Origin of the sequence: Priestia koreensis (assembly GCF_022646885.1) — a bacterium.
GTDB classification, from domain to species: domain Bacteria; phylum Bacillota; class Bacilli; order Bacillales; family Bacillaceae_H; genus Bacillus_AG; species Bacillus_AG koreensis_A.
This window is the reverse complement of record NZ_CP061868.1, coordinates 3,593,480-3,616,964: the sequence shown is the minus strand read 5'-3', so window position 1 is coordinate 3,616,964 and position 23,485 is coordinate 3,593,480. Positions and strand designations below refer to the sequence as shown.

The window sequence follows — 23,485 nt, the reverse complement described above, 5'->3', positions numbered from 1 at the left end:
ACCAATTGATATTGTATCAATGTTTTCTCGATGTTGACAAGAAATAAGCTGTTATTTACTGTAAATCGGAAATTTATAGGTTTTGCCTACCTGAATTTTATCAGGCGTTGTCTGCTTATTTAGCCCTGAAAAGTCTGAAATGATACGTTGCATAGGAATAGACCGCGTGTCTTTATTCACTTCTTCGATGATCGACAATACGGTATCACCAGGCTGGATTTTTACGGTGACGTAGGAAGCATTTTTAGTTTTCTTCGCAGCTTTTTCAGTTGATTTGTAAACAGGAGCAGAAGCTGTCGTTGCGGTAATAGGTAATGTCCCTTTTGCGATATCGTGGTAGATAATAAAAGCGAAAAACAAACATACGACTAGGATTATCAGTTTTTTCATCTTATCCTCCTGCAAATGCATCATTAATACAACGTATGCCTGTCCAAGAAGATGTATGAGTGGGGTCTTTGAGGTGTAAACAAACGAATACAGCTACATGTTCAACGTAAGTCGCTGGGAATCCTTTTTTAGGAGAGAATTTGAGCACAGAAAAAAGCGCCGATTAAGCAGGAAGCTGTTTGTTCGGCGCCTTTGACTTTTTCGCGGGGACGGATTTAATACTCATTACGATAAATAGGAGTGAAACGCCGATATGTAGGATGGACACCTGTGGCGTATAAATTCCTATTAAAGAAAGCAAGGAAAACAAGACCGTTGAGAACGTTGTGCTATATAAAGAGATCGTCCACAGCTGTTTGTAGATAAGGGTACGCTTGAACAACTTTGCTACAGCCATTGCAACGAAACCAAACAAGCTGATACCAATAAACTTCATCATGGCTGAAAAAAGATAAACGAGAACGAAATAAAGAGGTAAAAGGAAATAAGTAAAGGTTTTAAATTCTTGAAGCTTATCGGCTACCTGATCACCAGTTAACGGTTTATTGCCTAATAAATAATACGAATATACTTGAGTTTGATTGTTGGATTTAATGACGAATCCGTCTTTTGATAATCCAATGGCTTCTCGGGATGATAAGGTGAGATCCTCTATAGAATGCTTTCCATCTATAAAATAAATCATCTTCTTTTTTGAAAGAGTGATGGTTTTTTCACTAGAAGAAACAAGATCTCCATCTTTAATGACGAAAGAATGAGGATGCTTGGAGAGAAACGATTGAAATTCAGCGTATCCGGATAAAACCGTCTGAGAAAAGAAAATGAAAAAAGGGATAAGTGAAAGTAAGACAAGAAAAAATCCCATCTTTAATACCCGACCGATACTTAGTAAACGAAAAAGAGCGATTTTTTTAGGTGAATAAAGGCTGTAAAGCGTCTGTTGAAGGATATTCATTTTTCCTCCTCCTATCCCTTTAATTGTAAAAAGAAGAGGGGGAAAAGACAAGGGAATATTCGCAATTTTATGGGACGTATAATAGCAAATATTTCTTTTAGAGGGGGTGTATACTATAATAAAAAGAAAGTTATGGAGGTGACAAATGGATATTTTATATTGGATCTTAATCAGTGTCTCTTTTTTAATTGCGTTTGTAGGACTAGTGTACCCGATCATTCCTAGCGTATTATTTGTAGCCATTGGCTTTATTTTGTACGGACTGTTTTACGGATTCGCTTCTTATAGCGTTGTGTTCTGGTTTGTTCAAGGATTTCTTACCATTGCGCTGTTCCTTGCCGATTATTTAGCGAATTTAGTCGGAGTGAAAAAATACGGGGGAACAAAAGCTGGGGTGTGGGGAAGTACGATTGGGCTGCTTGTTGGACCATTTATTATACCGATCGTGGGAATTGTTATCGGACCTTTTGTTGGGGCTGTTCTTGCAGAGCTCATTTTCAAAAGACGTTCATTAAAAGAAGCATTTATGGTAGGCGTTGGATCATTAATTGGCTTTTTTAGTGGTGTATTAACGAAGGGGCTTATTCAGCTGTTCATGGTGGGCTATTTCTTATATGCTGTATTAAAATAACGTGTTGACAGGGGAAAGTATTCATGGTAAATTTTTAATGTCGTTACATAATTGTGATTTTTCCACAGTAGCTCAGTGGTAGAGCTATCGGCTGTTAACCGATCGGTCGCAGGTTCGAGTCCTGCCTGTGGAGCCATATGGCGGTGTAGCTCAGCTGGCTAGAGCGTACGGTTCATACCCGTGAGGTCGGGGGTTCGATCCCCTCCGCCGCTATTTACTACATATTTTGAATGATTACGTTCCACAGTAGCTCAGTGGTAGAGCTATCGGCTGTTAACCGATCGGTCGCAGGTTCGAGTCCTGCCTGTGGAGCCATATAGGACCCTTAGCTCAGCTGGTTAGAGCAGACGGCTCATAACCGTCCGGTCGCAGGTTCGAGTCCTGCAGGGTCCACCATTATAGCACGGAGGAATACCCAAGTCCGGCTGAAGGGATCGGTCTTGAAAACCGACAGGGGTGTAACAGCCCGCGGGGGTTCGAATCCCCCTTCCTCCTCCATATTACATATACATTTCAAAAGGGAAGCAGATGCTTGTCTTTTTTTTTATGCAATAAATTCTTGTTTTGTGGCACGATAAAAGCAAGGCACGACGAATTGTTAATGGAATTGTTAAGAGTTTGTAAATTTTAAATAAACCGATTGTAAATTCGACATGATCTGATAAAATGTGAGCAGTTGGTTCTTAAATATATATATAAATTTTTGGAGGGTTTCCTATGATTTTTTCACCAAAAAAAGATGTGTTTTTCGAAATGTTATCGAAAATTTCCGCTAACATGAAAGAATCCACACATTTCTTCGTTGATTACAACATTAAAAATGCAAGTGATTTAAAAGAATTTGCAGAAGTAATGAAGAACTACGAACATAAAGGTGATTCTTATATTCACGAATTAATTGTGGCACTAAATAAGACGTTCATTACACCAATTGAGCGCGAGGATATCCTACAATTAGCAATGAAGATGGATGATGTATTAGACGGCTTAGAACAGTGGGTAGCTCGTTTAGAAATGTATTCTGTCACAGAAACAGATGACTACATGAAAAAATTCTTTGCTCTGATCCATCAAGCATCCATTGAAATTTCAAAAGCGATCGAATTATTAGCAAGCAAGAAGCTTGGCGAAATGCGTAAGCATGGTATCGAAATTAAAGATATTGAGTCTCGCTGTGATGAGTTGTTGCGTTCATCGATTAAAAACTTGTTTGTTATTCAAAAAGATCCGATTCAATTAATTAAAATTAAAGAGCTATATGAAATGCTTGAAGATATCGCGGATAGCTGTGAAGATGTAGCCAATACGTTAGATACAATTATCATGAGAAACGCGTAAGGAGTTTATTTATGGATACGGTATTGCTTTTAACCATTCTAATCGTTATTTTTGCCTTGGCATTTGACTTTATTAACGGTTTCCATGACACGGCAAATGCGATTGCAACATCAGTTTCAACGCGCGCATTGTCTCCGCGTATTGCAATCATCTTGGCAGCAACGATGAACTTAGTAGGGGCGTTAACTTTTACAGGTGTTGCCACAACCATTACAAAAGACATCGTTGACCCATTCGCATTACAAAATGGTTCCATTGTTATTTTATCTGGATTAATTTCTGCGATCATTTGGAACTTAGTTACATGGTATTTCGGAATTCCAAGTAGTTCTTCGCATGCAATCATCGGTTCGGTTGCAGGTGCTGCGGTTTCAGCGGCAGGATTTAAAGTGTTGAACTACGATGGATTTATTAAAATCCTAGAGGCACTTATTCTTTCTCCATTCCTTGCCTTGGCAATAGGATTTATCGTCATGACGATTTTCCGTTTTGTGTTCAAAAACTTCAATCTGGAAAAAACAAATCGTGGCTTCCGTACGTTCCAAATTTTCACAGCGGCCCTGCAATCATTCACACACGGAACGAATGATGCGCAAAAAGCGATGGGGATTATCACAATGGCTCTTATCTCAGCAGGAATGCACACATCAAGCGATACAATCCCGTTCTGGGTGCGTATTTCAGCAGCTCTTGCAATGGGGATTGGGACATCCATTGGTGGATGGAAAATCATCAAAACCGTTGGTGGAAAGATCATGAAAATCCGTCCCGTTAACGGTGCGGCAGCAGATTTATCTTCTGCAATGATTATTTTCGGTGCCACAACAGTGCACCTACCAGTAAGTACAACGCACGTTATTTCATCTGCGATCATGGGTGTTGGTTCTGCTCAACGTGTCAAAGGTGTAAAATGGGGCGTAGCACAGCGTATTGTTATTACGTGGATTATCACACTGCCAGTTTCAGCAATTATGGCGGCGCTTGTGTATCAAATCTTACATCTTTTCTTTTAATAGACGTAAAGAAGCAGTGGCGATGGCCGCTGCTTCTTTTTTAAATTTCAACGTGTTTAGCAGGTATACATTGAGGGTAAGTGGAAATTATATAGTCGTTAAGCAATCTTTTAGGCAAATTGTTTGAAACAATAGCCTGAATTTGCTAATCTTACTTTAAAAGGTGTTAATCACCTCAAATTAGGTACATACATTGAAGGAGGAAATTAATTATGGCTTACGAATTACCACAATTACCTTACGCTTATGATGCACTAGAACCACACATTGACAAAGAAACGATGAACATTCATCACACAAAACATCACAACACATACGTAACAAACTTAAACAGCGCGTTAGATGGTCATGATGACCTAGCTGGTAAAAGCGTTGAAGAATTAATTTCTGATCTAGAAGCTTTACCAGAGGCAGTACGTACAGCAGTACGTAACAACGGTGGTGGACATGCTAACCACAGCTTATTCTGGACATTACTTTCTCCAAACGGTGGCGGTGCTCCAACTGGTGAATTAGCTGACGCAATCAGCTCTAAATTCGGTAGCTTAGACGAGTTCAAAGAAGAATTCGCAAACGCTGCTAAAGGCCGTTTCGGTTCTGGTTGGGCTTGGCTAGTAGTAAACAACGGTGAGCTTGAAGTAACAAGCACTCCAAACCAAGACAGCCCATTAATGGAAGGTAAAACACCTATCCTAGGCTTAGACGTTTGGGAGCACGCATACTACTTAAACTACCAAAACCGTCGCCCTGACTACATTTCAGCATTCTGGAACGTAGTAAACTGGGATGAGGTTTCAAAACTTTACGCTAACGCTAAATAAGTTTTACTTATGAACAAAAGCCGGCAGAAACTTCTGCCGGCTTTTGTTTTCCAATAAATCCTTTTTACATAACTCCTTTTCTTTTCCACACACTATAGTGGAGAAGAAAAAAGGGGTTTTTATCATGAGTGTTTTAAAGAAAGTAATGGGTGAAGTTGAAGTAAGCAAAGACTTACTTTTGCTCTTAACCATTGGAGGATTATATGCATTAAGTATTGCGCTATCTAATTCATTTGTGAATATATATTTGTGGAAACAGTCTGGTGAATTGTTGGACATCGGTATTTATAATTTATCGATTGTAACGTTTCAACCGCTTACCTTTTTATTGGCTGGGAAATTGGCAAAAAAAATTGATCGAGTGGTTGTTTTACGGCTCGGTGTCTCCTTTTTGGCAGCCTTCTACATTGCTGTGTTAGTATTTGGGGAACATGCTCACCAGTTTTTAGTGCTGTTTGGAGCAATTCAAGGAATTGGAGCCGGATTTTATTGGCTAGCGTTTAACGTGTTAACGTTTGAAATTACGGAGCCAGAAACAAGAGATTTTTTTAACGGGTTTTTAGGGATTCTAAACTCTTCCGCTGGTATGATTGGGCCCATTGTGGCCGGTGTAATCATCTCCACTCTGTTTCGCTTTAGTGGATACAATGTCGTGTTTGGAATTTCGTTGGCTCTTTTTGTAGGAGCTGTCATTACAAGCTTTTTTCTTCAAAGGCGTGCTGCAGAAGGTCATTACTACTTAAAAGAGGTTCTTGCAGAACGAACAACCAATCGTGATTGGAAGCTTGTATTAAACGCTCATTTCTTTCAAGGATTAAGAGAGGGAACGTTTATCTTTGTTGTTTCAGTGTTGGTATTTATTACGACGGGCAGTGAACTAGCGCTTGGAACATTTGGACTAGTGAACTCCGCTGTTGCGTTTTTAGGCTATTACTTTGTTTCAAGGCTATTGAAGAAAAAGCACCGTTTAAAGGCGATCTTAACAGGTGGACTCATTCTATATGCTTCCGTCTACCTTTTAATTGTTCATCTTTCCTTTGTAAATTTAATTCTATATGCCATTTGTATTGCTGTAGCTTATCCTATGCTTCTTATCCCTTACACATCTTTAACGTATGATGTGATTGGAAGGTGTCAAGATGTAGGGAAAAAGCGTATTGAATTTATCGTTGTGAGAGAGCTCTTTTTAAATATGGGGCGTATGACATCGATTATTGGTTTTATTATCGCGGTGGCCTTTTTTAACGAACGTATTAGTGTTCCTGTCTTACTAGCTATTGTAGGGGCGGGGCATACGTGCATCTACTTCTTTGTCCGCCATGTATCCGTATTAAAAGAAGAACAAGCTTCGCAAGAAATTACGCAACCGAAAGCACCTACACCTATTTTGAACGAAGGGGACGGTGAATCACCTGTCTAGCTCTTAAAAGCCTCTCGTGTCGAAGACAAACGTTCTTCGGGCAAACGGGAGGTTATTCTTTTTTCTTATGTTTGTGACAAAAAAAGTATGTTTTGTGATCGACAGGTCTTATTCTTTCTATAAGGTAGGGGGTTTTCCTTTTCAGTCGTAACAACCTCCTGTATAGTACTACTAGAGGAAAATGTAGAATTGCAGGTGTTGAAATGAAGAAAAAGAAAAAAAAGAAAACCCATCTAACGGGCAGATTAAATGTCCTTTTTTTGGTTGTTTTTCTCCTGTTTTCCACCTTGATTTTACGGTTAGGAATCGTTCAAATTGTGAATGGAAAAACGTATGAAAAACAGGTAGAAAAAACAGAGGATAAAACGATTAATAATCCCGTGCCTCGAGGTGAGATATTCGACCGCTACAATCGTGTAATGGTTGATAATCAACCGCTCAATGCCATTACATATACGCGTTACTCAAATACGACACAGGAAGATCGTCTGCGTGTCGCACGGAAATTAGCTCAGTATATCGACAAAGACACGAGCAAAGTAACAGAACGTGATCAAAAAGATTACTGGCTACAAACACGCCCAAAGCAGGCGAAGCAAAAAATTACGAAAAAAGAATGGGCGTTGTTTAGTGACAACAAGTTAACGGACAAGCAAATTTACGACAAGCAGTTAGATCGTATTACTGAAAAGGATTTGCAGTCCATTTCTAAACAAGAGCTTGAGGTCATCGCGATTAAACGGGAAATGGATAGCGGCTACACGCAAACAACTCAAACGATTAAGAACGAGGGTGTGACACCAAAAGAGTATGCATTAGTGAGTGAGCATCTGGCTGAGCTTCCAGGTATAGACACGACAACTTACTGGGATCGTGACTATGTGTTTAATGATACGCTACGTACCCTCTTTGGAAATATCTCGTCTACGAATGAAGGAATTCCTCTTGATAGTTTAGACTATTACCTCTCTAAAGGATACAGTCGAAATGAGCAGGTGGGCACAAGCTACATTGAAAAGCAGTACGAGAGCATTTTACGAGGCGAAAAGTCTCAAACAAAAGATATTGAAGACCGTGCGGGGAATATTGTTGATCAAGTGACGATTGATAAAGGACAGCGCGGGAAGGATATTTCGTTAACAATTGATGTGGCGCTGCAAACAGCAGTTGAACAGTCTATTGAGAAGGAGCTTCGTAAAACGAAAGCCAAGCCTACGACGCAATATTTAGATCGTGCGTTCATTGTCATGATGGATCCGCGTACAGGAGAAGTTCTGACGATGGCGGGCAAACGCCTTGTGAAAAATCCTGACACTGGTCAAATGGAAATGAAGGATTTTGCTCTTGGTAATATGACGTCCGCTTACGCAATGGGTTCAGCGGTTAAGGGGGCTACAGTGCTAGCAGGGCTTGATTCGGGAGCTATTACGCCTAGTACGCTTTTAGTCGATGCGCCGATTAAGTTTAAAGGAACAAAAGAGAAAAAGTCGACTCATAATATGGGTCCTATTAATTTGCAGCGTGCCTTAAAAGAGTCGTCAAACGTATTTATGTTTAAGACGATTATGCGAATGGCTGGCGCAGATTATAAGTACAACGGTTCATTAAATATTCGTCCGTCCATTTTTGAGGAGATGCGCCAATATTATAGCCAGTTTGGTCTTGGGGTGAAGACAGGGATTGATCTTCCACAAGAGATGACAGGTTACAAAGGGAAAAGTCATACACCAGGTTTAGCGCTTGACTTTGCGATCGGTCAGTATGACACGTACACACCTCTTGAAATGGCGCAGTATATTTCAACGATTGCGAACGGTGGATATCGTATGAAGCCGCAAATTGTGAAGGAAATTCGTGAGCCAACGGTTGACAAAAATGAGCCAAGCAACGTATTGTATCATGCCGAACCAACGATTTTAAATCGTATTACGATGAAGGAGTCGTATATTAAGCAGGTGCAAGAAGGAATGAAAAAGGTTTATCAGGAGCCACACGGTACGGCTTATAATTACTTTAGAGGTGTAAGTTATGATCCAGCAGGTAAAACAGGCACGGCCCAAGCGTTTTATAATGGGAAGCCGACGTACAATTCTACGTTAGTTGGATTTGCTCCTTATAACAATCCTGAGGTTGCATTTGCGGTCGTAGTACCGAATGCGTACACGACGTCTCCGAATGGAATTAGTCGTGAGATTGGTCGCGATGCGTTGGATGCTTACTTTAAGTTGAAGGAGCAGGGAGAGAAGGAATTAGAGGAGCAGGGTCAAGCGAATCAAAATTCCGTCAAAACGTCTTCTAAAAGCATTGAATCTGAAGTGAGTAAAATTCAATAAAGAGTTAGTGAGTCCACCTGTTAATGGGTGGACTTTTTTGTTGTGAGTACGAAGGGTAGGGGGAATGCTGTTAAAAGAGAAATCGGTTTATTGGTCCGGATCTTCGTTTCAGATTGCTTCGCTTTCCACGGGGCGAGCGGTGAGCTTCCTCGTCACTTCGTTTCCTGCGGGATCTCAGCTGACTCGCTCATCCCGTAGGAGTCTCCGCATCTTTCACTACGATCCTTTTGCGTTTCGGATATGGGAAATTCACTGGTCTGCTTATTTAATTTCACCATGCGAATGGGATGGGAAAGGAAGTTGTCTCCAGTTTAGTGACCTTTTAACTAATACGATAGATATAGGATTTACAAAACCTTTACACTCCCTTCAAACACAATTAATACTTGGGCTTTATTGTAGGAAATGTAGAAAGAAACAAAATACAAAGAGATCAAACGTGGGAGGAATTGTTGAATGAAACGCTTTAAAAGTCTTACTCTTCTTGTAGTGCTTGCACTAACGATGGTAGTTGCAGCAGCATGTGGCAATTCGAACAGCGCTTCAGATTCAGACAAGTCAAATGGAAGCGGAGGAAAAGAGTTGTCAGGTTCGTTAGTAGTTTCTGGTTCTAGTGCGATGCAGCCTTTAGTAGCGGCAGCAGCTGAACAGTTTATGGCGAAGAATCCAAAAGTTAGCATCCAAGTTAACGGCGGAGGAAGCGGTACAGGTCTTAGTCAGGTTGCTGAAGGTTCTGTACAAATCGGAAACTCTGATGTATTTGCTGAAGAAAAAGAAGGTATCCCAGCTGATAAGCTAGTTGATCATAAAGTGGCAGTTGTAGGAATGACAGCAGCTGTTAACCCAGAAGTGGGAATTAAAGAAATTTCAAAAGAAGACTTAATTAAAGTGTTTACAGGTAAAGTGACGAACTGGAAAGAAGTTGGCGGGAAAGACCAAAAGATCGTTCTTGTAAACCGTCCTGATTCTTCAGGTACTCGCGCGGTATTTAATAAATTTGCTTTAGATGGTGCTACTCCAGCAGAAGGAATCACTGAAGATTCTTCAAACACAGTTAAAAAGATCGTTGCTGAAACAAAAGGTGCCGTTGGTTACTTAGCTCTTTCATACTTCACAGATGATAAAGTGACACCACTTGCAATCGATGGCGTAAAAGCAACAGAAGAAAACGTAAAATCAGGTAAATTCCCAGTTTGGGCGTACGAGCATTCTTACACTAAAGGGGAGCCTAACGAATTGGCAAAAGCGTTCCTTGATTACATGATGAATGATGATGAAGTGAAAAAGAACATTATTCCGAAACAAGGATACATTTCTGCAGGTGATATGAAAGTAGAACGTGACGCAGAAGGTAACATCAAGTAAGAGGATCACAACTAGCTATATTCTAGGGTAAGTGCGTGTAAAACAGGTACTTACCCTATTATACCGTTATTGGGAGTGTTAAAAATGGAGAGACAGATAAAGTTAACAGCCAGCGAAAGGCTGATTAATTCAAGTAAAAATAGGCGTTTGGATGAAGTAAGAGGAAAAGTAATTGTGATGATTTGTGCAGCGATTATGATTATCGCAACGCTTGCGATTACGATTTTCTTAGTAACAAAGGGGTTACAAGCATTTGTGAAAAATGATGTAAGTCCAATTGAGTTCTTAACCAGTACGAATTGGAATCCTAGTGGGGATTCCCCTGAATATGGTACAGTTCCGTTCATTCTAGGATCATTTGCTGTTACCGTATTAGCTGCATTAATTGCCGCACCGTTAGGAATAGGTGGAGCTATTTTCATGACAGAAATCGCACCTTCATGGGGGCGAAAAGTATTACAGCCTGTTATTGAATTATTAGTTGGTATTCCATCTGTTGTTTATGGATTCATAGGGCTTACAGTGTTAGTGCCATTTGTTCGTGAACATTTTGGAGGACTAGGTTTTAGTTTATTATCCGGTATGATCGTCCTTGCAGTAATGATCTTACCGACGGTTACAACCATTGCAACAGATGCAATGAGCGCATTGCCAAACAGCTTACGTGAAGGTTCGTATGCTCTCGGTGCAACACGCTGGCAGACGATTCGTAAAGTATTAATTCCAGCTGCGCTTCCATCATTACTAACAGCTGTCGTGTTAGGGATGGCTCGTGCATTTGGTGAAGCATTAGCGGTTCAAATGGTTATTGGTAATACGCGTAATTTATTTAGCAGTATTTTAGATCCATCAGCTACCTTAACAACGATTATTACGTTGAACATGGGACATACAACGTTCGGAAGCTTAGAAAACAACGTACTATGGTCAATGGGCTTAATCTTACTAGTGATGTCTTTCATCTTCATCATGATTATCCGTTACTTATCTGCTAGGAGGAAGTTTTAATGAATAGTAGAACAGCTGATAAAATTGCAACGGGCGTGTTCTCATTAATTGCCTTTATCATCGTTGCGATTCTCGTTGGATTATTTTCGTATATTTTAATCAACGGTGTGAGTCATATTTCTGGAAACTTTTTAACGACTCCATCGAGTAATATTATGGCGGGTGCTGGTATCCGCGATCAGTTATTTAACTCCTTTTATATTTTAATTATTACGATGCTTATTACGGTACCGCTTGGAGTAGGCGGGGGCATCTATATGGCTGAGTACGCAAAGCCAGGAAAAGTAACAAACTTTATTCGTACGTGTATTGAAGTATTAGCTTCTCTTCCATCAATCGTAATCGGGATGTTCGGTTTACTTATGTTCGTTAACCTTACAGGCTGGGGATATAGCATCATCGGTGGTGCACTAGCGCTAACGGTATTTAATATTCCTGTTATGGTTCGTGTAAGTGAAGATGCGATTCGCTCTGTTCCGAAAGAACAAAAAGAAGCAAGTTTGGCTTTAGGTATCACTCACTGGCATACGATTAAGACCGTTATCTTGCCAAGTGCATTTCCCATTATTTTAACAGGGGCCATTTTAGCTTCAGGACGTGTGTTTGGGGAAGCGGCCGCATTATTATTTACAGCAGGACAAACCACACCAATCTTAAATTATGCCGACTGGAATCCGTTCTCTGCAACGTCACCGCTTAACATCTTCCGACCGGCAGAAACGTTAGCTGTTCATATCTGGGCCGTTAACACACAAGGCTTGATTCCAGACGTAAAAGAAGTTGCAAACGGCGCTTCGGCTGTACTTGTATTATCAGTCTTAATTTTCAATTTAGGAGCTCGATTTATCGGTAGCTTTATTCATAAAAAAATAACAGCATCAAAATAATTAAAAGATAGGTGGTTCTGTCAATGGGAAAAATGGTAGCGGAATTGGAACGAAACACAGTTCTTGATGAGCGTGCAGAAATGGTGAACGCACAGCCACACATTTTGAAAATTCGTGATTTGAGCATTTATTATGGTGAGAAGCGCGCGGTCAATTCCATTTCATTTGATATCCATCAGCATGCGGTAACAGCTTTAATTGGTCCATCTGGATGCGGAAAGTCGACGTTTTTACGAAGCATTAATCGCATGAACGATTTAATCCCCGGAGCACGTGCAGAGGGAGAAATCATGTATGAGGATTTAAATATTTTACGCGGAGATGTGAATCTAGTTGAGCTTCGAAAAGAAATTGGAATGGTGTTTCAAAAGCCAAATCCATTTCCAAAGTCCATTTATAACAATATTACTCACGCGTTAAAATTTGCTGGAACGAAGCGAAAAGGCGACTTAGATCAGCTTGTTGAAGAAAGCTTACGAAAAGCAGCGCTATGGGATGAAGTCAAAGATCGTCTTCACGATTCGGCTCTTTCTCTCTCCGGTGGACAGCAGCAGCGTCTTTGTATCGCCCGAACGCTTGCAATGAAGCCAACGGTCTTGTTGCTAGATGAACCAGCATCAGCGCTAGATCCTATTTCTAACGCAAAGATTGAAGAGCTGATTCTCGATTTAAAGAAAGAGTATTCCATTATTATCGTGACGCATAACATGCAGCAGGCTTCTCGTATTTCAGATAAAACGGCCTTTTTCTTGAACGGAGATTTAGTAGAGTATGATGAGACAGAAACAATTTTTACACGTCCATCTCAAAAGCAAACAGAAGACTATATTTCTGGAAGATTCGGTTAAGGAGGCTTTTATATGATTGAGACTTTAACAAAGCGGGCTACGAAATCGGCAGCCTTTGAAATGAAGGATTTAAATTTATGGTATGGAACAAATCATGCTTTAAAGAATATTAGCTTTCCCATTTATCGAAACGAAATTACGGCGATTATCGGTCCGTCTGGATGCGGGAAATCAACGTTTATTAAAACATTAAACTTAATGATTAACACAAATCCTAGCGTGAAAATGTCCGGTGAAATTAATTACGACGGAATGAATATTTTGGATTCAAAAGTGGATCTTGTAGATTTACGTAAAAACGTCGGAATGGTGTTCCAAAAAGGGAACCCTTTCCCTCAGTCAATCTATAACAACGTTGCGTACGGGCCGCGAATTCACGGAATTAAAAAGAAGAAAGAGCTTGATGAGTTAGTAGAAAAAAGCTTAAAGGACGTAGCACTGTGGGATGAAGTAAAGGATCGCTTAGATGCTCCTGCTCTAGGGCTGTCTGGTGGACAGCAGCAGCGCTTGTGCATTGCGCGTGCTCTTGCTACAAAACCAGATGTACTGTTAATGGATGAGCCTACGTCTGCGCTAGACCCTATTTCAACGATTAAGATTGAAGAGCTTGTGCTCGAGTTGAAGAAAAAGTACACGATCGTGATGGTGACACACAACATGCAGCAGGCTGCTCGTGTGTCAGACAAAACAGCCTTTTTCTTAATGGGTGAGCTTGTAGAAATTGATGCAACGGATAAAATTTTCTCGAATCCTGAGAAAAAGCAAACAGAAGATTATATTACCGGACGATTTGGATAAGTCATTCAACACAGCCATAAATATCGGTTTATAGATTTGTAAATCATCTCAGGGAGTGGAGAGCAATGAACGTTCGTAAAAGTTTTGATTTGGAGCTTAAACAATTAAGAGATCAACTACTAAACATGGCAGAGCTCGCACAAAAAGCATTAGACAAAGCCATTTACAGCCTTCAGCATCAAGATTTACAAAAAGCAAAGCAAGTACTCGATGAAGATAATGTTATTAATCAGATGGAATTAGATATTAATAATAAAGCGATTGCTGTTATGGCGAAACAGGCGCCCGTAGCTTCTGATCTACGACGCATTGTGGTAGCGATTAAAATTTCATCGGACGTAGAGCGAATTGGTGACTTAGCGGTGAACATTGCAAAGTCAACGCTTCGTATTGGAGATCAGCCTCTTATTAAGCCGATTGAGGACATTCCAAAAATGATGCAGTTTGTTCAGCAGATGTTATTAGATGCCGTTACAGCGTTTTATTCAGAAGACGTCAACTTCTCGAAAGAAATTGCTGCAAAAGATGATACGGTTGATGAGATGTATGGAAAGATTATTACGGAACTTATGGAGCTAATGGCGATCCGCACGTCAGACGTAAAGCAAATTACGGAGCTTTCGTTCATTTGTCGAAACATCGAACGCGTCGGTGATCACATTACAAACATTAGTGAAAACATTATTTATTTAGTGACTGGCCATTTATATGATCTTAATCATTAAGTAGCAAAAGAAGCCCAAGCAAACGGGCTTTTTTTTGTGGATAGAAATGTTAAGGAATGTAAAAGTGTTGTTAAAAGTTGGTTAATACCCGCCTTTTATAGGTCAAATGAATTACTCTAAAGGAGGTAATTAGACTTACAAATAGCGGGGGAAAGCATATGTGGGAAGGAACAAAAAGAATAAGGGAGCGTTCGTTAAAGAAGCTCTCTGCATTTCCAGGGAAACAACAGTGGGCCAATTTGAATGTTAGTAAAAAAATTGGATTGGTGTTTGGATTTATATTTGTTTTAATTGCCATTACGACTTTAGTAGTTGGCGTGTCATTAAGAAGCATTGCAGGTGAGACAGAAGTTATTAACGAAAAAAGCAAGCGGGCGGTTGTAATTACGGAAATGGGCTCTTTAATACGAGCAAAGGATATCCGTATTGCGGACTATATCACTTTTTTAAAAGAAGACGATTTAAAGGGATATCGAGCTGCTCGAAATGAGCTCAATGAACTGCTATATAAAGTGACAGTCGATACGTCTAGTGCGAATCAGAAGAAATGGTTAAACAGAATTAAAGATAATAACAAGAAGATTGATGATACGTTTATTTCGACTGTGGCGCCTGCTGTTGTACGAATGGATACCGCCATTTATACGTCAGCTAGAAAAGATATTTCAAGCCTGCGTGATCAGAACGTGGCGACTCTTGCAGAATTGCGTAAGGAAGCACTGAAGGAAAGTGAACATGCCTACACAACCTCTGCTAAGCTTCAGAACTACGTGATGCTTGCTTTGATTTTGTCTGTCGTGATCATTCTGCTTGTAAGTGTTCTGATTGTCACGTTTTTTACAAGCGTCATTCGTCACCAGCTAAACAACGTTGTCTATACGTCTGAACAAATTGCGAGCGGAAATTTAGCTGTTCCACAGCGTATTTATGAGTCAAATGACGAGATCGGTCGCTTAACAAAGACCGTTCAGCGCATGACAGATCATTTGCGAGAAACGGTTACTCATCTATTTTCGGTGTCAGATGAGCTTCGAGGACAAAGTAGGGGCTTACTACATTCAGCTGAAGCGGTGAGGAGAAAAAGTGAAGATATTTCAGGAGCTGTTCAAGAACTGGCAAGCAATGCAACAGTTCAAGCTGAGCACGCAACGGTGATTAATGAAACGATTGAAGCATTTTCTGAGGACGTTCATCAAGTTGCCGTATCAGGAAAATTTTTAGAGAAATCCTCACAGCATGTTAAAGAATTAACATACATAGGAAGCCGTTCTATGAACTATTCAATGAATAAAATGAAGCAAATTAATGAAGTGGTTATGCAATCCTACGAAAAAGTGCAGGATTTGCAAAAGCAATCAGAGGAAATCTCAAAACTAGTGGCTATTGTGAAGGATATTGCTGCTCAGACCCATCTACTCGCATTAAATGCAACCATTGAAGCTGCACGAGCAGGGGAATTTGGGAAGGGATTTGCAGTTGTAGCAAATGAGGTCAGAAAGCTTTCCTCTCAAGTGAATCATGCGGTCCGCGATATTACGACTATGACGGCAACCATTCAGTCCGTCTCACGTGATACGATGCAATCATTGCAACATGGATATACCCAAGTAGAAGAAGGAAGCACTCAAATGGCCGAAACGAATCAAAAGTTTTTTCATATTGAAGAAGAGGTAGAAAATATGACGAATCGTATTTTGCATATTTCTACAGCGCTACAGGGACTTAACGAGAAGGGAAGTCTTGTTCGAGATTCATTTCAGGAAGTGGCCGCTACTTCTCAAGACTTTACGTCAGGAACGATGTATTTTTCAGCGTCCATTCAAGAGCAAGATCAAGAAATTGAACATATGTTAACACGTATCACACAGCTCGAAAATCATGCTGAGCATCTGACACAGAGCGTGCAGCGTTTTACGATTTAACAAAAAGAAGGAGGCGCTTTAAGCGGCCTCCTTTTATTGCGTAATGATTTTGCTAATTTCAACGATACTCATGCCTTGTTTAATTTTGTAAGTACCGATTTGAATCTTTTGATTGAGCTGATGATCTGTTAAGTATTGAATAAAGTCACTCGTATTTTTAATAACACCTTGCTTTTGAAGCGCGTTAGCAACGTCGCTGCTCGTAGTACCTGCTGAAACAGTGATGGTTACATTCAAAGGTGGCGTTGGCTGAGACAAAACCGGTTTGTCCGGTTTCTGTTCACTCTGTGGCTGTGTCCATTCCTGCTTAGACACGATTTTGTACCCTTTTTCCTCTAGAAAACTCTTTGCGCTTTTTTCAGTCAGTTTCGGAATCCGTTCCTGCGGCTTGGCAATGGTTTGTTCCATCGATGTGTAATAGACAATTCCAATAATACAGGTGGCAAGCAACAGTCCAAAGGAAAAGGATCGAATAGTAGATGCAGTCATTCCGTACGACCTCGCTTGTATTTTTCTACAGTAACTAAAATATCTTGGATGGATAAAGACAATGTAGTGGCAATTTCACTAGGAGATACTCCGTTTTGAATCAGTTCTACAATTTGTTTTTGAACGAGTGGATGTTCGACCGCTTTAGGCTGTTCCTTTTTTGCTGTAGCAACATGAATCGGGGAGTGGTCCATCAGCAGCTCTTCTTGAAGAAGTCCAATTTTTTTATTTACCTGATATTGATCCTGCATCATTGTAAGAGACAGCGTTTCGACCTGATTCTCTAATGCCTTCAGACGATCCTTTTTGAGAAAGGATAAAAGGTAAAGCAGAATACTAGTCACGATTAAAATAATAAATACGAGTTTCATTGAATCACCTCAAATATCAATAAGATGTTTTGCAATTACATGACGAGTTTCTCATTATTTAATAATTGGAATGATTTCCTGCTTTATCTTATCATGTAAATTTTAAAAGTTATAGAGTTTTTCCACGAATCGTGAAGCAAAATCTGTGCTAAATCGACAAAATGCGTTTATTGTAGGCTGTTTTTGATGATGGTAAGATAGAAATAAGAAATTAAAATAAACAGGCGTGACCGTTTTGAAAAGAGGCAGGGGACCAGTTTTGGATCACATAATAAGCGAAAATATAGACCAATGTATAGGCATCAATCGAAATAATCAGTCCATCTATTTATACTGGAGTGCCTCTAGGGAAACACAAACATTATTAAGAAATATGTTTGGATTAACGTGGGCAACATGCACAAAAACGTTGCGGCTGAATGAAGTAACAGGTATTTCATTCAATGGGCATAATGCGCACCAGTTCAAGGATTACGACGTTTCGTCTAATCAATCGTCTTTCTTCATGGATGACCTCGCTCAGGGGGCGTATATTGCGGAAATAGGCGTTACGCTGCCAAACGACCAGTACTTTGCTTTGCTTCGTTCTAATCTTGTTTATGTAGATTCAGAACGCTCTCTTACAAATGAAGGATGGAAGCAGGACGAAGAACCTCCCCCAGCCTGGAAAGAAACGTTCAGTACGTACTCTTGTTATTTAGAAACGAATAAGGTGACTAGCTATGACCCTCACTAATTATATTTTCATTGATCAAGAAGAATGCTATATAAAATACGAGAATGACGAAGAGTTGCTTTTTGAACGCATTTGTCAGGAAGTAGTTGAGATCTATTTTCCTGCGCTAAAGCTGCTAGAAGAACAACCCTCTTCTGAAATGATTCTCGTATTATCTCCCTTTACCATCGCTTTACTTGCACACTCAACAATCCAAGAAAAAATACGCGAGCGAATGTCAACTGATGATGGAAGTACCGCCTTTGAAGCGTGTAGACACGATATTTTGGCCACCTTTAAACGATTTATTACAAAAGGACAAATTACGTTATGCCTGAAGCCATTAACCGGTGTGTATACGCCTTGGCTTTTGACAAAGCAATCCCTTCAGGCACAAATATCCGATGCATTACGTCTTTGTCAATCGGTGTTAGGGTGTAGGCCATCAGCCTTTTACTTTCCTTTTTCTCATTTTGATGATGTATCCGATTGTGTGATGCGAGAAAACGGCGTTCATACCGCATTTTTGGGGATTCGTCGTGATCATGTTGAAACACAGCAGCTCCACATTCACGTTTCATCGCTTCAAACGACGCTCGTTTGTTTCGAAGAGGCGAATAACGGCGACGTTATGACGAGCTGTTACCCGTTTATAAATGGACTGCAGCACGAACGAGAACGAGTCAATCCACAAAAAGAAATTCACATAACCGAACAAAATGAATGGATCGTCCGAGCGCTTCATTTCATGGAGAGGACGATTGTTGAGCTTGCGAATGACCCAACGTATCGCTTAGATGCGAAGACGGTGGAGTTTACTGAACTCGTGTCGGTATGGATGCTCTTGAGTCACGAGATGTTTTTAAAAGGGAAGAACGATCTATCCGGATTTAATGCAGAGAGCTATTTTATCTCCCTGCTCACTTATTTTAAAACGCTAGCTGCTAATGTGCGGCAGGATCGAACAGAATCTTACGTGTCACCGCTGCCGAAATGGCTATCCTACGTAGCGCGTTTTTACGATTTGGCATCATTCAGGCATCCATCGCTTCAGCCGTTCGCCCCACCTGCTAAAAAAGAGGGCATGAATATTTTAATGCTTTCATGGGAATTTCCACCTTTAGTCGTTGGTGGATTAGCGAGACACGTGTTTGATTTATCAAGAGCGCTTGTCGACCTCGGTCATAACGTGTATGTGATTACGGCTTTCGTAGAAGGACTTCCATCTTATGAGAGGTTGTATGGGGTTCACGTCTATCGCGTTCGGAGTTTGCAACCACATCATCAAGATTTTCTCCTGTGGGTGAGCAGTCTCAATGCAGCGATGATGAGACAGGGAATGAAGCTTGGAAAGCAAGTTTCCTTTCACCTCGTTCATGCGCATGATTGGCTAGTAGGTGAAGCGACTGAGGTTCTTGCAGAGCATCTAGCTGTTCCATTTATTACGACGATTCATGCAACAGAGCACGGACGAAATAACGGGATCTTCAACGAACTACAAAAGACAATTCATCAAAAAGAAGAACGCCTCGTCAAACAATCGGATGCGCTCATTGTGTGCAGTCAGTATATGAAAGAAGAACTTACACGTTTATTTTATGTTCCGGAGGAGAAAATATCCATTTTTCCAAACGGAATCGACCCAAATATGATGATCTCCCACACGAAACATAGTCAGCTAAAAAAGAAGCACGAGTTGTCACAAGGACCGATGTTATTTTCGATTGGCCGAATCGTGTATGAAAAAGGTTTTCAAACGATTATTGAGGCGGCAGAAACCTTAGTAGAAAAATACCCAACGATTCAATTTGTGATTGCAGGTAAGGGTCCGCTTCTCGCAGAGCTCCGCCAGTTAGTAAGTGACAAGCAACTTCAACGAACCGTATTGTTTGTTGGGTATATATCAGATGACGAACGAAATCAGTTTTTATCTCTTGCTGACTATGTACTGTTTCCAAGCTTATATGAGCCATTTGGGATTGTAGCTCTAGAAGGAATGGTAGCAAACAAACCAACGATTGTATCTGATACGGGCGGATTAAAAGGCATTGTAGAGCACGGTGTGACCGGTTTGAAAATGACGCCTGGAAGTTCAGAAAGTCTTTGTGAGCAAATTGAATGGCTGATGAGGGATGCGAATCGAGCAGCGGAGATGGCGTCTAGAGGCAAAAAGCACGCTATTACGGAATTTAGTTGGAATAAGGTTGCTATTGATACGAGTGAGCTTTTTAGTTCAGAAATTGGTCATTATCGCAACGGAAAGGGGATATCGACTTGAAGGGAGTCATTTTAGCAGGCGGTAAAGGAACCAGGTTGTATCCTCTGACAAAACACGTTCCAAAGCCTATGCTTTCATTACTTGGCAAGCCTGTTTTAGAATATACAATTAATCTTCTTAAGGAGTATGGCGTTACAGATATTATGATTACGCTTGAATATCTGCCAGAAACGGTGATGACTTACTTCGGTAACGGAGAGAAGTGGGGCGTATCTATTCAATATTTTATTGAAGAAGAGCCGCTCGGAACAGCGGGAAGTCTTTCGCACTTAGCTCATTTTCTCACAGAGCCTTTTATTGTTATGAGCGGAGATTCTATTACTGATTTGAATTTAACAGAAGTGATGGATTTTCACAGAAATCATCACGGGATTATGACGATGGTGACAAAGGAAGTGGAAAATCCCTTTCATTACGGAGTGGTCATTTGTGACGGGGAAGGTCATGTCGAAAAGGTGATTGAAAAACCAAAGCGTCATGAAGTAATGAGTGATCGAATTAATACCGGTATTTATATTCTCGAACCCCGGGCTCTTTCTTATATCCAAGAGGGTCATAAAGTTGACTTTAGCCTTGATGTCATTCCTACCCTGCTTGCGGCAAGTGAATCTATTTTTGCTTATTATACAAACCCGTATTGGGTCGATATTGGGCAGGTTAGTCACTATAAAAAAGCACATTGGGACGCGATGAGAAGGCAGCAGTCAGACTACGTAATGATTGAGGACAACGTGACGATTGGGGAGGAAGTCATTTTGATTCCCCCGATTTATATCGCAGCTCATACAGAAATTCAAGAACGGGCTGTAGTAGGTCCTTACGCTGTAGTGGGGCCTAATTGCCGAATTGGCACGGACTCTACCGTTCAGTATAGTATTTTACTAGGTCAAAACGACGTACAAAAAGAAAGTCACTTACACAGCGTCATGATTCACTGCGGAGACCATGCCCGCTCTACCATAAAAAAAAGCGGAGAAGATGGCAGTCCTTTTACGTCTAGTGACGATCGTCAAACGTTGAGTAGAGGAGAGCCACTTTTTTCAAAAGGTCAGATGATCAAGCCACTTTTTCAGATTACGTCGGAATTTCTGATGAGGCTTGGTCAGGCATTTGCCTCTCTTTATACAGATGGTGCGACGATGTATATTGCCTGTGACGGAGACCGTGATTCGTTTCATATGAAGGAGCTTGTGGCACATTCACTACAGCTTCAAGGCTATGAAATAAAGGATTTACATAGTTTGTCAGTTCCTTGTCTACAGCATATGGTCATGACCACACAGGCTACTTTTGGATTGCATGTTAGCACATCGCAACATGAAGTAAAGATCGAATATTACCAAGGCAATGGAGAGTTGCTAGAGTCAAGCCTAGAATGGCAGCTAGAACAAGCTTTTTGGGCAAATGAGCGTTTATATTCCTCGAACCGAGTGGGCTATAAAGAACAGGCTCTCTTTGATCGAGAGGGATATGTAGATTCACTTGTTTATTCGTTTCACATTCCTAAAATTTTAAGCGTCAATGCTTTTATTGTCGTTAGCTGTCCGTCTTATATGAGAGACGTTTTGCTGCAAATTTGCCGAGACCTTCGCGTTGAGTGTATTCACGTAGCTCCTTCTATTAATGACAAAGAAATGAGCGATATGATTGCGAAACAAAAAGCGTTTCTCGGAATTAACATTTCTTCAAATGGTGATGAATTTGTTTTGTTTGATGAAACAGGGCGGAAGCTGACGGAAATGGAGATGCTCTCCTTGTATGTTCTAAGTGAATGCATGGTGAAAAATAATGAAGAAATCCCTCTTCCTGTTCACGCACCGTCGACGTTTGATCAGGTGATCAAGCATTTTAGGTGTACGTCACTACGAACCAAAAAAGAAAAGAGAGATATAATAAGGGCAAGAGCCCCTATTCAGTTTCAGACCGATGCCTTGTACGCCCTATGCCAGCTTTTGGAGCTTATCGCGGTTAAAAATTCGTTTCTTTCTGAACTACTAGCCGACCTCCCCGTTGTGCATATGCTACAAGAACATATCGAATGTCCGTGGGAGGTACAGGGAAAAGTCCTGCGTAAGTTAAGTGAAGAAGCATTCGATAAGGAGCTTATTGATGGGATAAAAATTTTCCATGATGACGGAAGCTGGACGCTCATCTTGCCAGATTCGTATGCGCCTATTTTAACGATCTATTCACAGGCTACTAATCAGCAAATCGCCGAACAGTCACTTTCGTATTTTATTGAAAAAATAAAAGAATATCAGAGGGTGTGAACAATGGATACTTTATATACGAACTTTAACGAAGAATATATGAGTATGAATAACAGCTGCTTTGATTTTCATGAAATGAAACACACGATCGGACTCTGGATGAACGGGGAATTTGTCTGGATGAATGATTTGTTGTCCAAAGAGCAGATCGAACGGCGTGGCTTAGACATACAAGCGAACTTTACGACGGCTATACTGAATGGGTGTGATGTCGGAAAGTTAGTCATGCATATTCACAATGATACAAACGAAGAACAAGAGATCAAGTTATATATGCAACAGGAAATCTACCATCAGCTCAGTAACCATATGGCATACTATGCGCCTACGGACCAATATCTTGTTCATGCTCTTCTAAAACACGTGTACGTTTGCAACGGAGCGTTTCAACAAAAAGGAATCATTCAGTACACCACAAAGTCACAGAAAAAACATACATTTCCTCATTTATGGGAAAATATAAAAAAAGGTGGACTTTACTATCAGCCTTTATCAACAAAAAATGTGATGAGCGCCTTTACTTTAGAAGGGAAAATACCGCCATTTAGCAGTGTTTCCGCCTCTTATTGGGTGATTAAAAGTCGAAGTAAAGAGGTCGCTTCGACATTAAATAAACTTCTTCGTAAAAACAGGCTGGAATTTATATAAGAAAGATGATATTATAGTAAAGTCTGATTTATGTTTTGATGTTTGGAGGGAAAAAACGATGCGTGTGAATATTACATTAGCTTGCACAGAAACTGGTGATCGTAACTACATCACTACTAAAAATAAGCGTAACAATCCTGACCGTCTTGAGCTTAAAAAATATTGCCCAAGACTTAAGAAAGTTACTCTACACCGCGAAACAAAGTAAGCAGTAGGAATTTATTCCTACTGTTTTTTTTTATGCCTTTTTAACGAAACGC

General features: G+C 40.4%; 22 protein-coding genes and 5 tRNA genes. 23 read left to right on the top strand and 4 right to left on the bottom strand.

The features are described 5' to 3' along the window. Positions 1–51 precede the first annotated feature (51 nt). Together IE339_RS19045 and IE339_RS19040 are read right to left on the bottom strand one after the other, a co-directional pair. Positions 52–390: a hypothetical protein gene (locus IE339_RS19045; RefSeq protein ID WP_242170160.1), complete on the bottom strand. Its 339-nt coding sequence runs from the start codon at positions 388–390 to the stop codon at positions 52–54. 163 nt (positions 391–553) lie between these two features. Next, positions 554–1,345: a DUF1189 domain-containing protein gene (locus IE339_RS19040; protein ID WP_242170158.1), complete on the bottom strand. Its 792-nt coding sequence runs from the start codon at positions 1,343–1,345 to the stop codon at positions 554–556. 145 nt (positions 1,346–1,490) lie between these two features. On the opposite strand from IE339_RS19040, the gene IE339_RS19035 reads away from it, so the two are divergent. The 18 genes from IE339_RS19035 to IE339_RS18950 all read left to right on the top strand — a co-directional run bounded on the left by IE339_RS19035 (position 1,491) and on the right by IE339_RS18950 (position 16,454). After that, positions 1,491–1,976 (top strand): DUF456 domain-containing protein, encoded by a 486-nt coding sequence (locus IE339_RS19035; RefSeq protein ID WP_242170157.1) that lies wholly within the window; start codon positions 1,491–1,493, stop codon positions 1,974–1,976. A gap of 61 nt (positions 1,977–2,037) precedes the next feature. Continuing rightward, positions 2,038–2,112, top strand: a tRNA-Asn gene (locus IE339_RS19030). Between the two features lie 3 nt (positions 2,113–2,115). Then, positions 2,116–2,189 (top strand) — tRNA-Met (locus IE339_RS19025). A gap of 27 nt (positions 2,190–2,216) precedes the next feature. Beyond that, positions 2,217–2,291: transfer RNA gene (locus IE339_RS19020), tRNA-Asn, on the top strand. Between the two features lie 4 nt (positions 2,292–2,295). Beyond that, positions 2,296–2,372 (top strand) — tRNA-Ile (locus tag IE339_RS19015). A gap of 9 nt (positions 2,373–2,381) precedes the next feature. After that, positions 2,382–2,474: transfer RNA gene (locus IE339_RS19010), tRNA-Ser, on the top strand. A gap of 219 nt (positions 2,475–2,693) precedes the next feature. Then, on the top strand, positions 2,694–3,314 hold the full coding sequence (locus tag IE339_RS19005) for a DUF47 domain-containing protein (protein ID WP_053402104.1): 621 nt from the start codon (positions 2,694–2,696) through the stop codon (positions 3,312–3,314). 11 nt (positions 3,315–3,325) lie between these two features. Further along, positions 3,326–4,327, top strand: coding sequence for an inorganic phosphate transporter (locus IE339_RS19000; RefSeq protein WP_242170155.1), 1,002 nt, complete (start codon positions 3,326–3,328; stop codon positions 4,325–4,327). A 212-nt stretch (positions 4,328–4,539) separates the two neighbouring features. Then, positions 4,540–5,148: a superoxide dismutase gene (gene sodA / locus IE339_RS18995; protein WP_242170153.1), complete on the top strand. Its 609-nt coding sequence runs from the start codon at positions 4,540–4,542 to the stop codon at positions 5,146–5,148. A 124-nt stretch (positions 5,149–5,272) separates the two neighbouring features. Then, the gene (locus IE339_RS18990; RefSeq protein WP_242170151.1) at positions 5,273–6,568 is read left to right on the top strand and encodes an MFS transporter; all 1,296 of its coding nucleotides are present in this window, start codon (positions 5,273–5,275) and stop codon (positions 6,566–6,568) included. 203 nt (positions 6,569–6,771) lie between these two features. Further along, a complete protein-coding gene (locus IE339_RS18985; RefSeq protein ID WP_242170148.1) occupies positions 6,772–8,901 on the top strand; it encodes a peptidoglycan D,D-transpeptidase FtsI family protein in 2,130 nt (709 codons plus the stop codon). 456 nt (positions 8,902–9,357) lie between these two features. Next, positions 9,358–10,266, top strand: a complete 909-nt coding sequence (locus IE339_RS18980) for a phosphate ABC transporter substrate-binding protein (RefSeq protein ID WP_242170147.1) — start codon at positions 9,358–9,360, stop codon at positions 10,264–10,266. 84 nt (positions 10,267–10,350) lie between these two features. Beyond that, complete coding sequence (pstC, locus tag IE339_RS18975) at positions 10,351–11,274, top strand: phosphate ABC transporter permease subunit PstC (RefSeq protein ID WP_242170144.1); 924 nt, start codon at positions 10,351–10,353, stop codon at positions 11,272–11,274. Next, positions 11,274–12,161: a phosphate ABC transporter permease PstA gene (gene pstA, locus IE339_RS18970; protein ID WP_242170141.1), complete on the top strand. Its 888-nt coding sequence runs from the start codon at positions 11,274–11,276 to the stop codon at positions 12,159–12,161. Before pstC ends, pstA begins: the two co-directional genes overlap by 1 nt. Positions 12,162–12,193: 32 nt before the next feature. After that, the gene (gene pstB, locus IE339_RS18965; protein WP_242176242.1) at positions 12,194–13,009 is read left to right on the top strand and encodes a phosphate ABC transporter ATP-binding protein PstB; all 816 of its coding nucleotides are present in this window, start codon (positions 12,194–12,196) and stop codon (positions 13,007–13,009) included. A gap of 60 nt (positions 13,010–13,069) precedes the next feature. Beyond that, entirely contained in the window at positions 13,070–13,807 is a 738-nt protein-coding gene (gene pstB, locus IE339_RS18960; RefSeq protein ID WP_397428575.1) for a phosphate ABC transporter ATP-binding protein PstB, read from the top strand. 65 nt (positions 13,808–13,872) lie between these two features. Next, entirely contained in the window at positions 13,873–14,532 is a 660-nt protein-coding gene (phoU, locus tag IE339_RS18955) for a phosphate signaling complex protein PhoU (RefSeq protein WP_053402113.1), read from the top strand. 158 nt (positions 14,533–14,690) lie between these two features. Then, on the top strand, positions 14,691–16,454 hold the full coding sequence (locus IE339_RS18950) for a methyl-accepting chemotaxis protein (RefSeq protein WP_242170137.1): 1,764 nt from the start codon (positions 14,691–14,693) through the stop codon (positions 16,452–16,454). Positions 16,455–16,487: 33 nt separating this feature from the next. On the opposite strand, the gene IE339_RS18945 is transcribed toward IE339_RS18950, so the two are convergent. Together IE339_RS18945 and IE339_RS18940 are read right to left on the bottom strand one after the other, a co-directional pair. After that, positions 16,488–16,943 (bottom strand): endolytic transglycosylase MltG, encoded by a 456-nt coding sequence (locus tag IE339_RS18945; protein WP_242170135.1) that lies wholly within the window; start codon positions 16,941–16,943, stop codon positions 16,488–16,490. After that, positions 16,940–17,314, bottom strand: coding sequence for a hypothetical protein (locus tag IE339_RS18940; protein ID WP_242170132.1), 375 nt, complete (start codon positions 17,312–17,314; stop codon positions 16,940–16,942). Before IE339_RS18940 ends, IE339_RS18945 begins: the two co-directional genes overlap by 4 nt. 259 nt (positions 17,315–17,573) lie before the next feature. Here IE339_RS18940 and IE339_RS18935 point away from each other — a divergent pair, with 259 nt between their 5' ends. From IE339_RS18935 to rpmG, 5 genes are read left to right on the top strand one after another with little or no spacing between them, the layout of a single operon-like run. Then, positions 17,574–18,050 (top strand): DUF4912 domain-containing protein, encoded by a 477-nt coding sequence (locus IE339_RS18935; RefSeq protein WP_242170130.1) that lies wholly within the window; start codon positions 17,574–17,576, stop codon positions 18,048–18,050. Next, positions 18,037–20,307: a glycosyltransferase gene (locus IE339_RS18930; RefSeq protein ID WP_242170128.1), complete on the top strand. Its 2,271-nt coding sequence runs from the start codon at positions 18,037–18,039 to the stop codon at positions 20,305–20,307. The genes IE339_RS18935 and IE339_RS18930 overlap by 14 nt, the downstream gene beginning before the upstream one ends. After that, positions 20,304–22,577, top strand: coding sequence for a sugar phosphate nucleotidyltransferase (locus tag IE339_RS18925; protein WP_242170126.1), 2,274 nt, complete (start codon positions 20,304–20,306; stop codon positions 22,575–22,577). The genes IE339_RS18930 and IE339_RS18925 overlap by 4 nt, the downstream gene beginning before the upstream one ends. Before the next feature lie 3 nt (positions 22,578–22,580). After that, positions 22,581–23,225 (top strand): hypothetical protein, encoded by a 645-nt coding sequence (locus tag IE339_RS18920; RefSeq protein ID WP_242170124.1) that lies wholly within the window; start codon positions 22,581–22,583, stop codon positions 23,223–23,225. A 58-nt stretch (positions 23,226–23,283) separates the two neighbouring features. Further along, positions 23,284–23,433 carry a 50S ribosomal protein L33 gene (rpmG, locus tag IE339_RS18915; protein ID WP_053402121.1) on the top strand — a complete coding sequence of 50 codons (150 nt, stop codon included), beginning with the start codon at positions 23,284–23,286 and terminating at the stop codon, positions 23,431–23,433. The last annotated feature ends 52 nt before the right edge of the window (positions 23,434–23,485 follow it).

What these genes read in the sequence shown, in the direction of transcription:
- IE339_RS19000 (WP_242170155.1), top strand. Translation starts at nt 3,326, where the DNA reads ATGGATACGGTATTGCTTTTAACCATTCTAATCGTTATTTTTGCCTTG.
- IE339_RS18980 (WP_242170147.1), top strand. Translation starts at nt 9,358, where the DNA reads ATGAAACGCTTTAAAAGTCTTACTCTTCTTGTAGTGCTTGCACTAACG.
- IE339_RS19045 (WP_242170160.1), bottom strand. Translation starts at nt 390, where the DNA reads ATGAAAAAACTGATAATCCTAGTCGTATGTTTGTTTTTCGCTTTTATT.
- IE339_RS18920 (WP_242170124.1), top strand. Translation starts at nt 22,581, where the DNA reads ATGGATACTTTATATACGAACTTTAACGAAGAATATATGAGTATGAAT.
- IE339_RS18945 (WP_242170135.1), bottom strand. Translation starts at nt 16,943, where the DNA reads ATGACTGCATCTACTATTCGATCCTTTTCCTTTGGACTGTTGCTTGCC.
- IE339_RS19005 (WP_053402104.1), top strand. Translation starts at nt 2,694, where the DNA reads ATGATTTTTTCACCAAAAAAAGATGTGTTTTTCGAAATGTTATCGAAA.
- pstC (WP_242170144.1), top strand. Translation starts at nt 10,351, where the DNA reads ATGGAGAGACAGATAAAGTTAACAGCCAGCGAAAGGCTGATTAATTCA.
- pstA (WP_242170141.1), top strand. Translation starts at nt 11,274, where the DNA reads ATGAATAGTAGAACAGCTGATAAAATTGCAACGGGCGTGTTCTCATTA.
- IE339_RS18990 (WP_242170151.1), top strand. Translation starts at nt 5,273, where the DNA reads ATGAGTGTTTTAAAGAAAGTAATGGGTGAAGTTGAAGTAAGCAAAGAC.
- IE339_RS18950 (WP_242170137.1), top strand. Translation starts at nt 14,691, where the DNA reads ATGTGGGAAGGAACAAAAAGAATAAGGGAGCGTTCGTTAAAGAAGCTC.
- IE339_RS18985 (WP_242170148.1), top strand. Translation starts at nt 6,772, where the DNA reads ATGAAGAAAAAGAAAAAAAAGAAAACCCATCTAACGGGCAGATTAAAT.
- sodA (WP_242170153.1), top strand. Translation starts at nt 4,540, where the DNA reads ATGGCTTACGAATTACCACAATTACCTTACGCTTATGATGCACTAGAA.
- phoU (WP_053402113.1), top strand. Translation starts at nt 13,873, where the DNA reads ATGAACGTTCGTAAAAGTTTTGATTTGGAGCTTAAACAATTAAGAGAT.
- IE339_RS19035 (WP_242170157.1), top strand. Translation starts at nt 1,491, where the DNA reads ATGGATATTTTATATTGGATCTTAATCAGTGTCTCTTTTTTAATTGCG.
- IE339_RS18940 (WP_242170132.1), bottom strand. Translation starts at nt 17,314, where the DNA reads ATGAAACTCGTATTTATTATTTTAATCGTGACTAGTATTCTGCTTTAC.
- pstB (WP_397428575.1), top strand. Translation starts at nt 13,070, where the DNA reads ATGAAGGATTTAAATTTATGGTATGGAACAAATCATGCTTTAAAGAAT.
- rpmG (WP_053402121.1), top strand. Translation starts at nt 23,284, where the DNA reads ATGCGTGTGAATATTACATTAGCTTGCACAGAAACTGGTGATCGTAAC.
- IE339_RS19040 (WP_242170158.1), bottom strand. Translation starts at nt 1,345, where the DNA reads ATGAATATCCTTCAACAGACGCTTTACAGCCTTTATTCACCTAAAAAA.
- IE339_RS18930 (WP_242170128.1), top strand. Translation starts at nt 18,037, where the DNA reads ATGACCCTCACTAATTATATTTTCATTGATCAAGAAGAATGCTATATA.
- pstB (WP_242176242.1), top strand. Translation starts at nt 12,194, where the DNA reads ATGGTAGCGGAATTGGAACGAAACACAGTTCTTGATGAGCGTGCAGAA.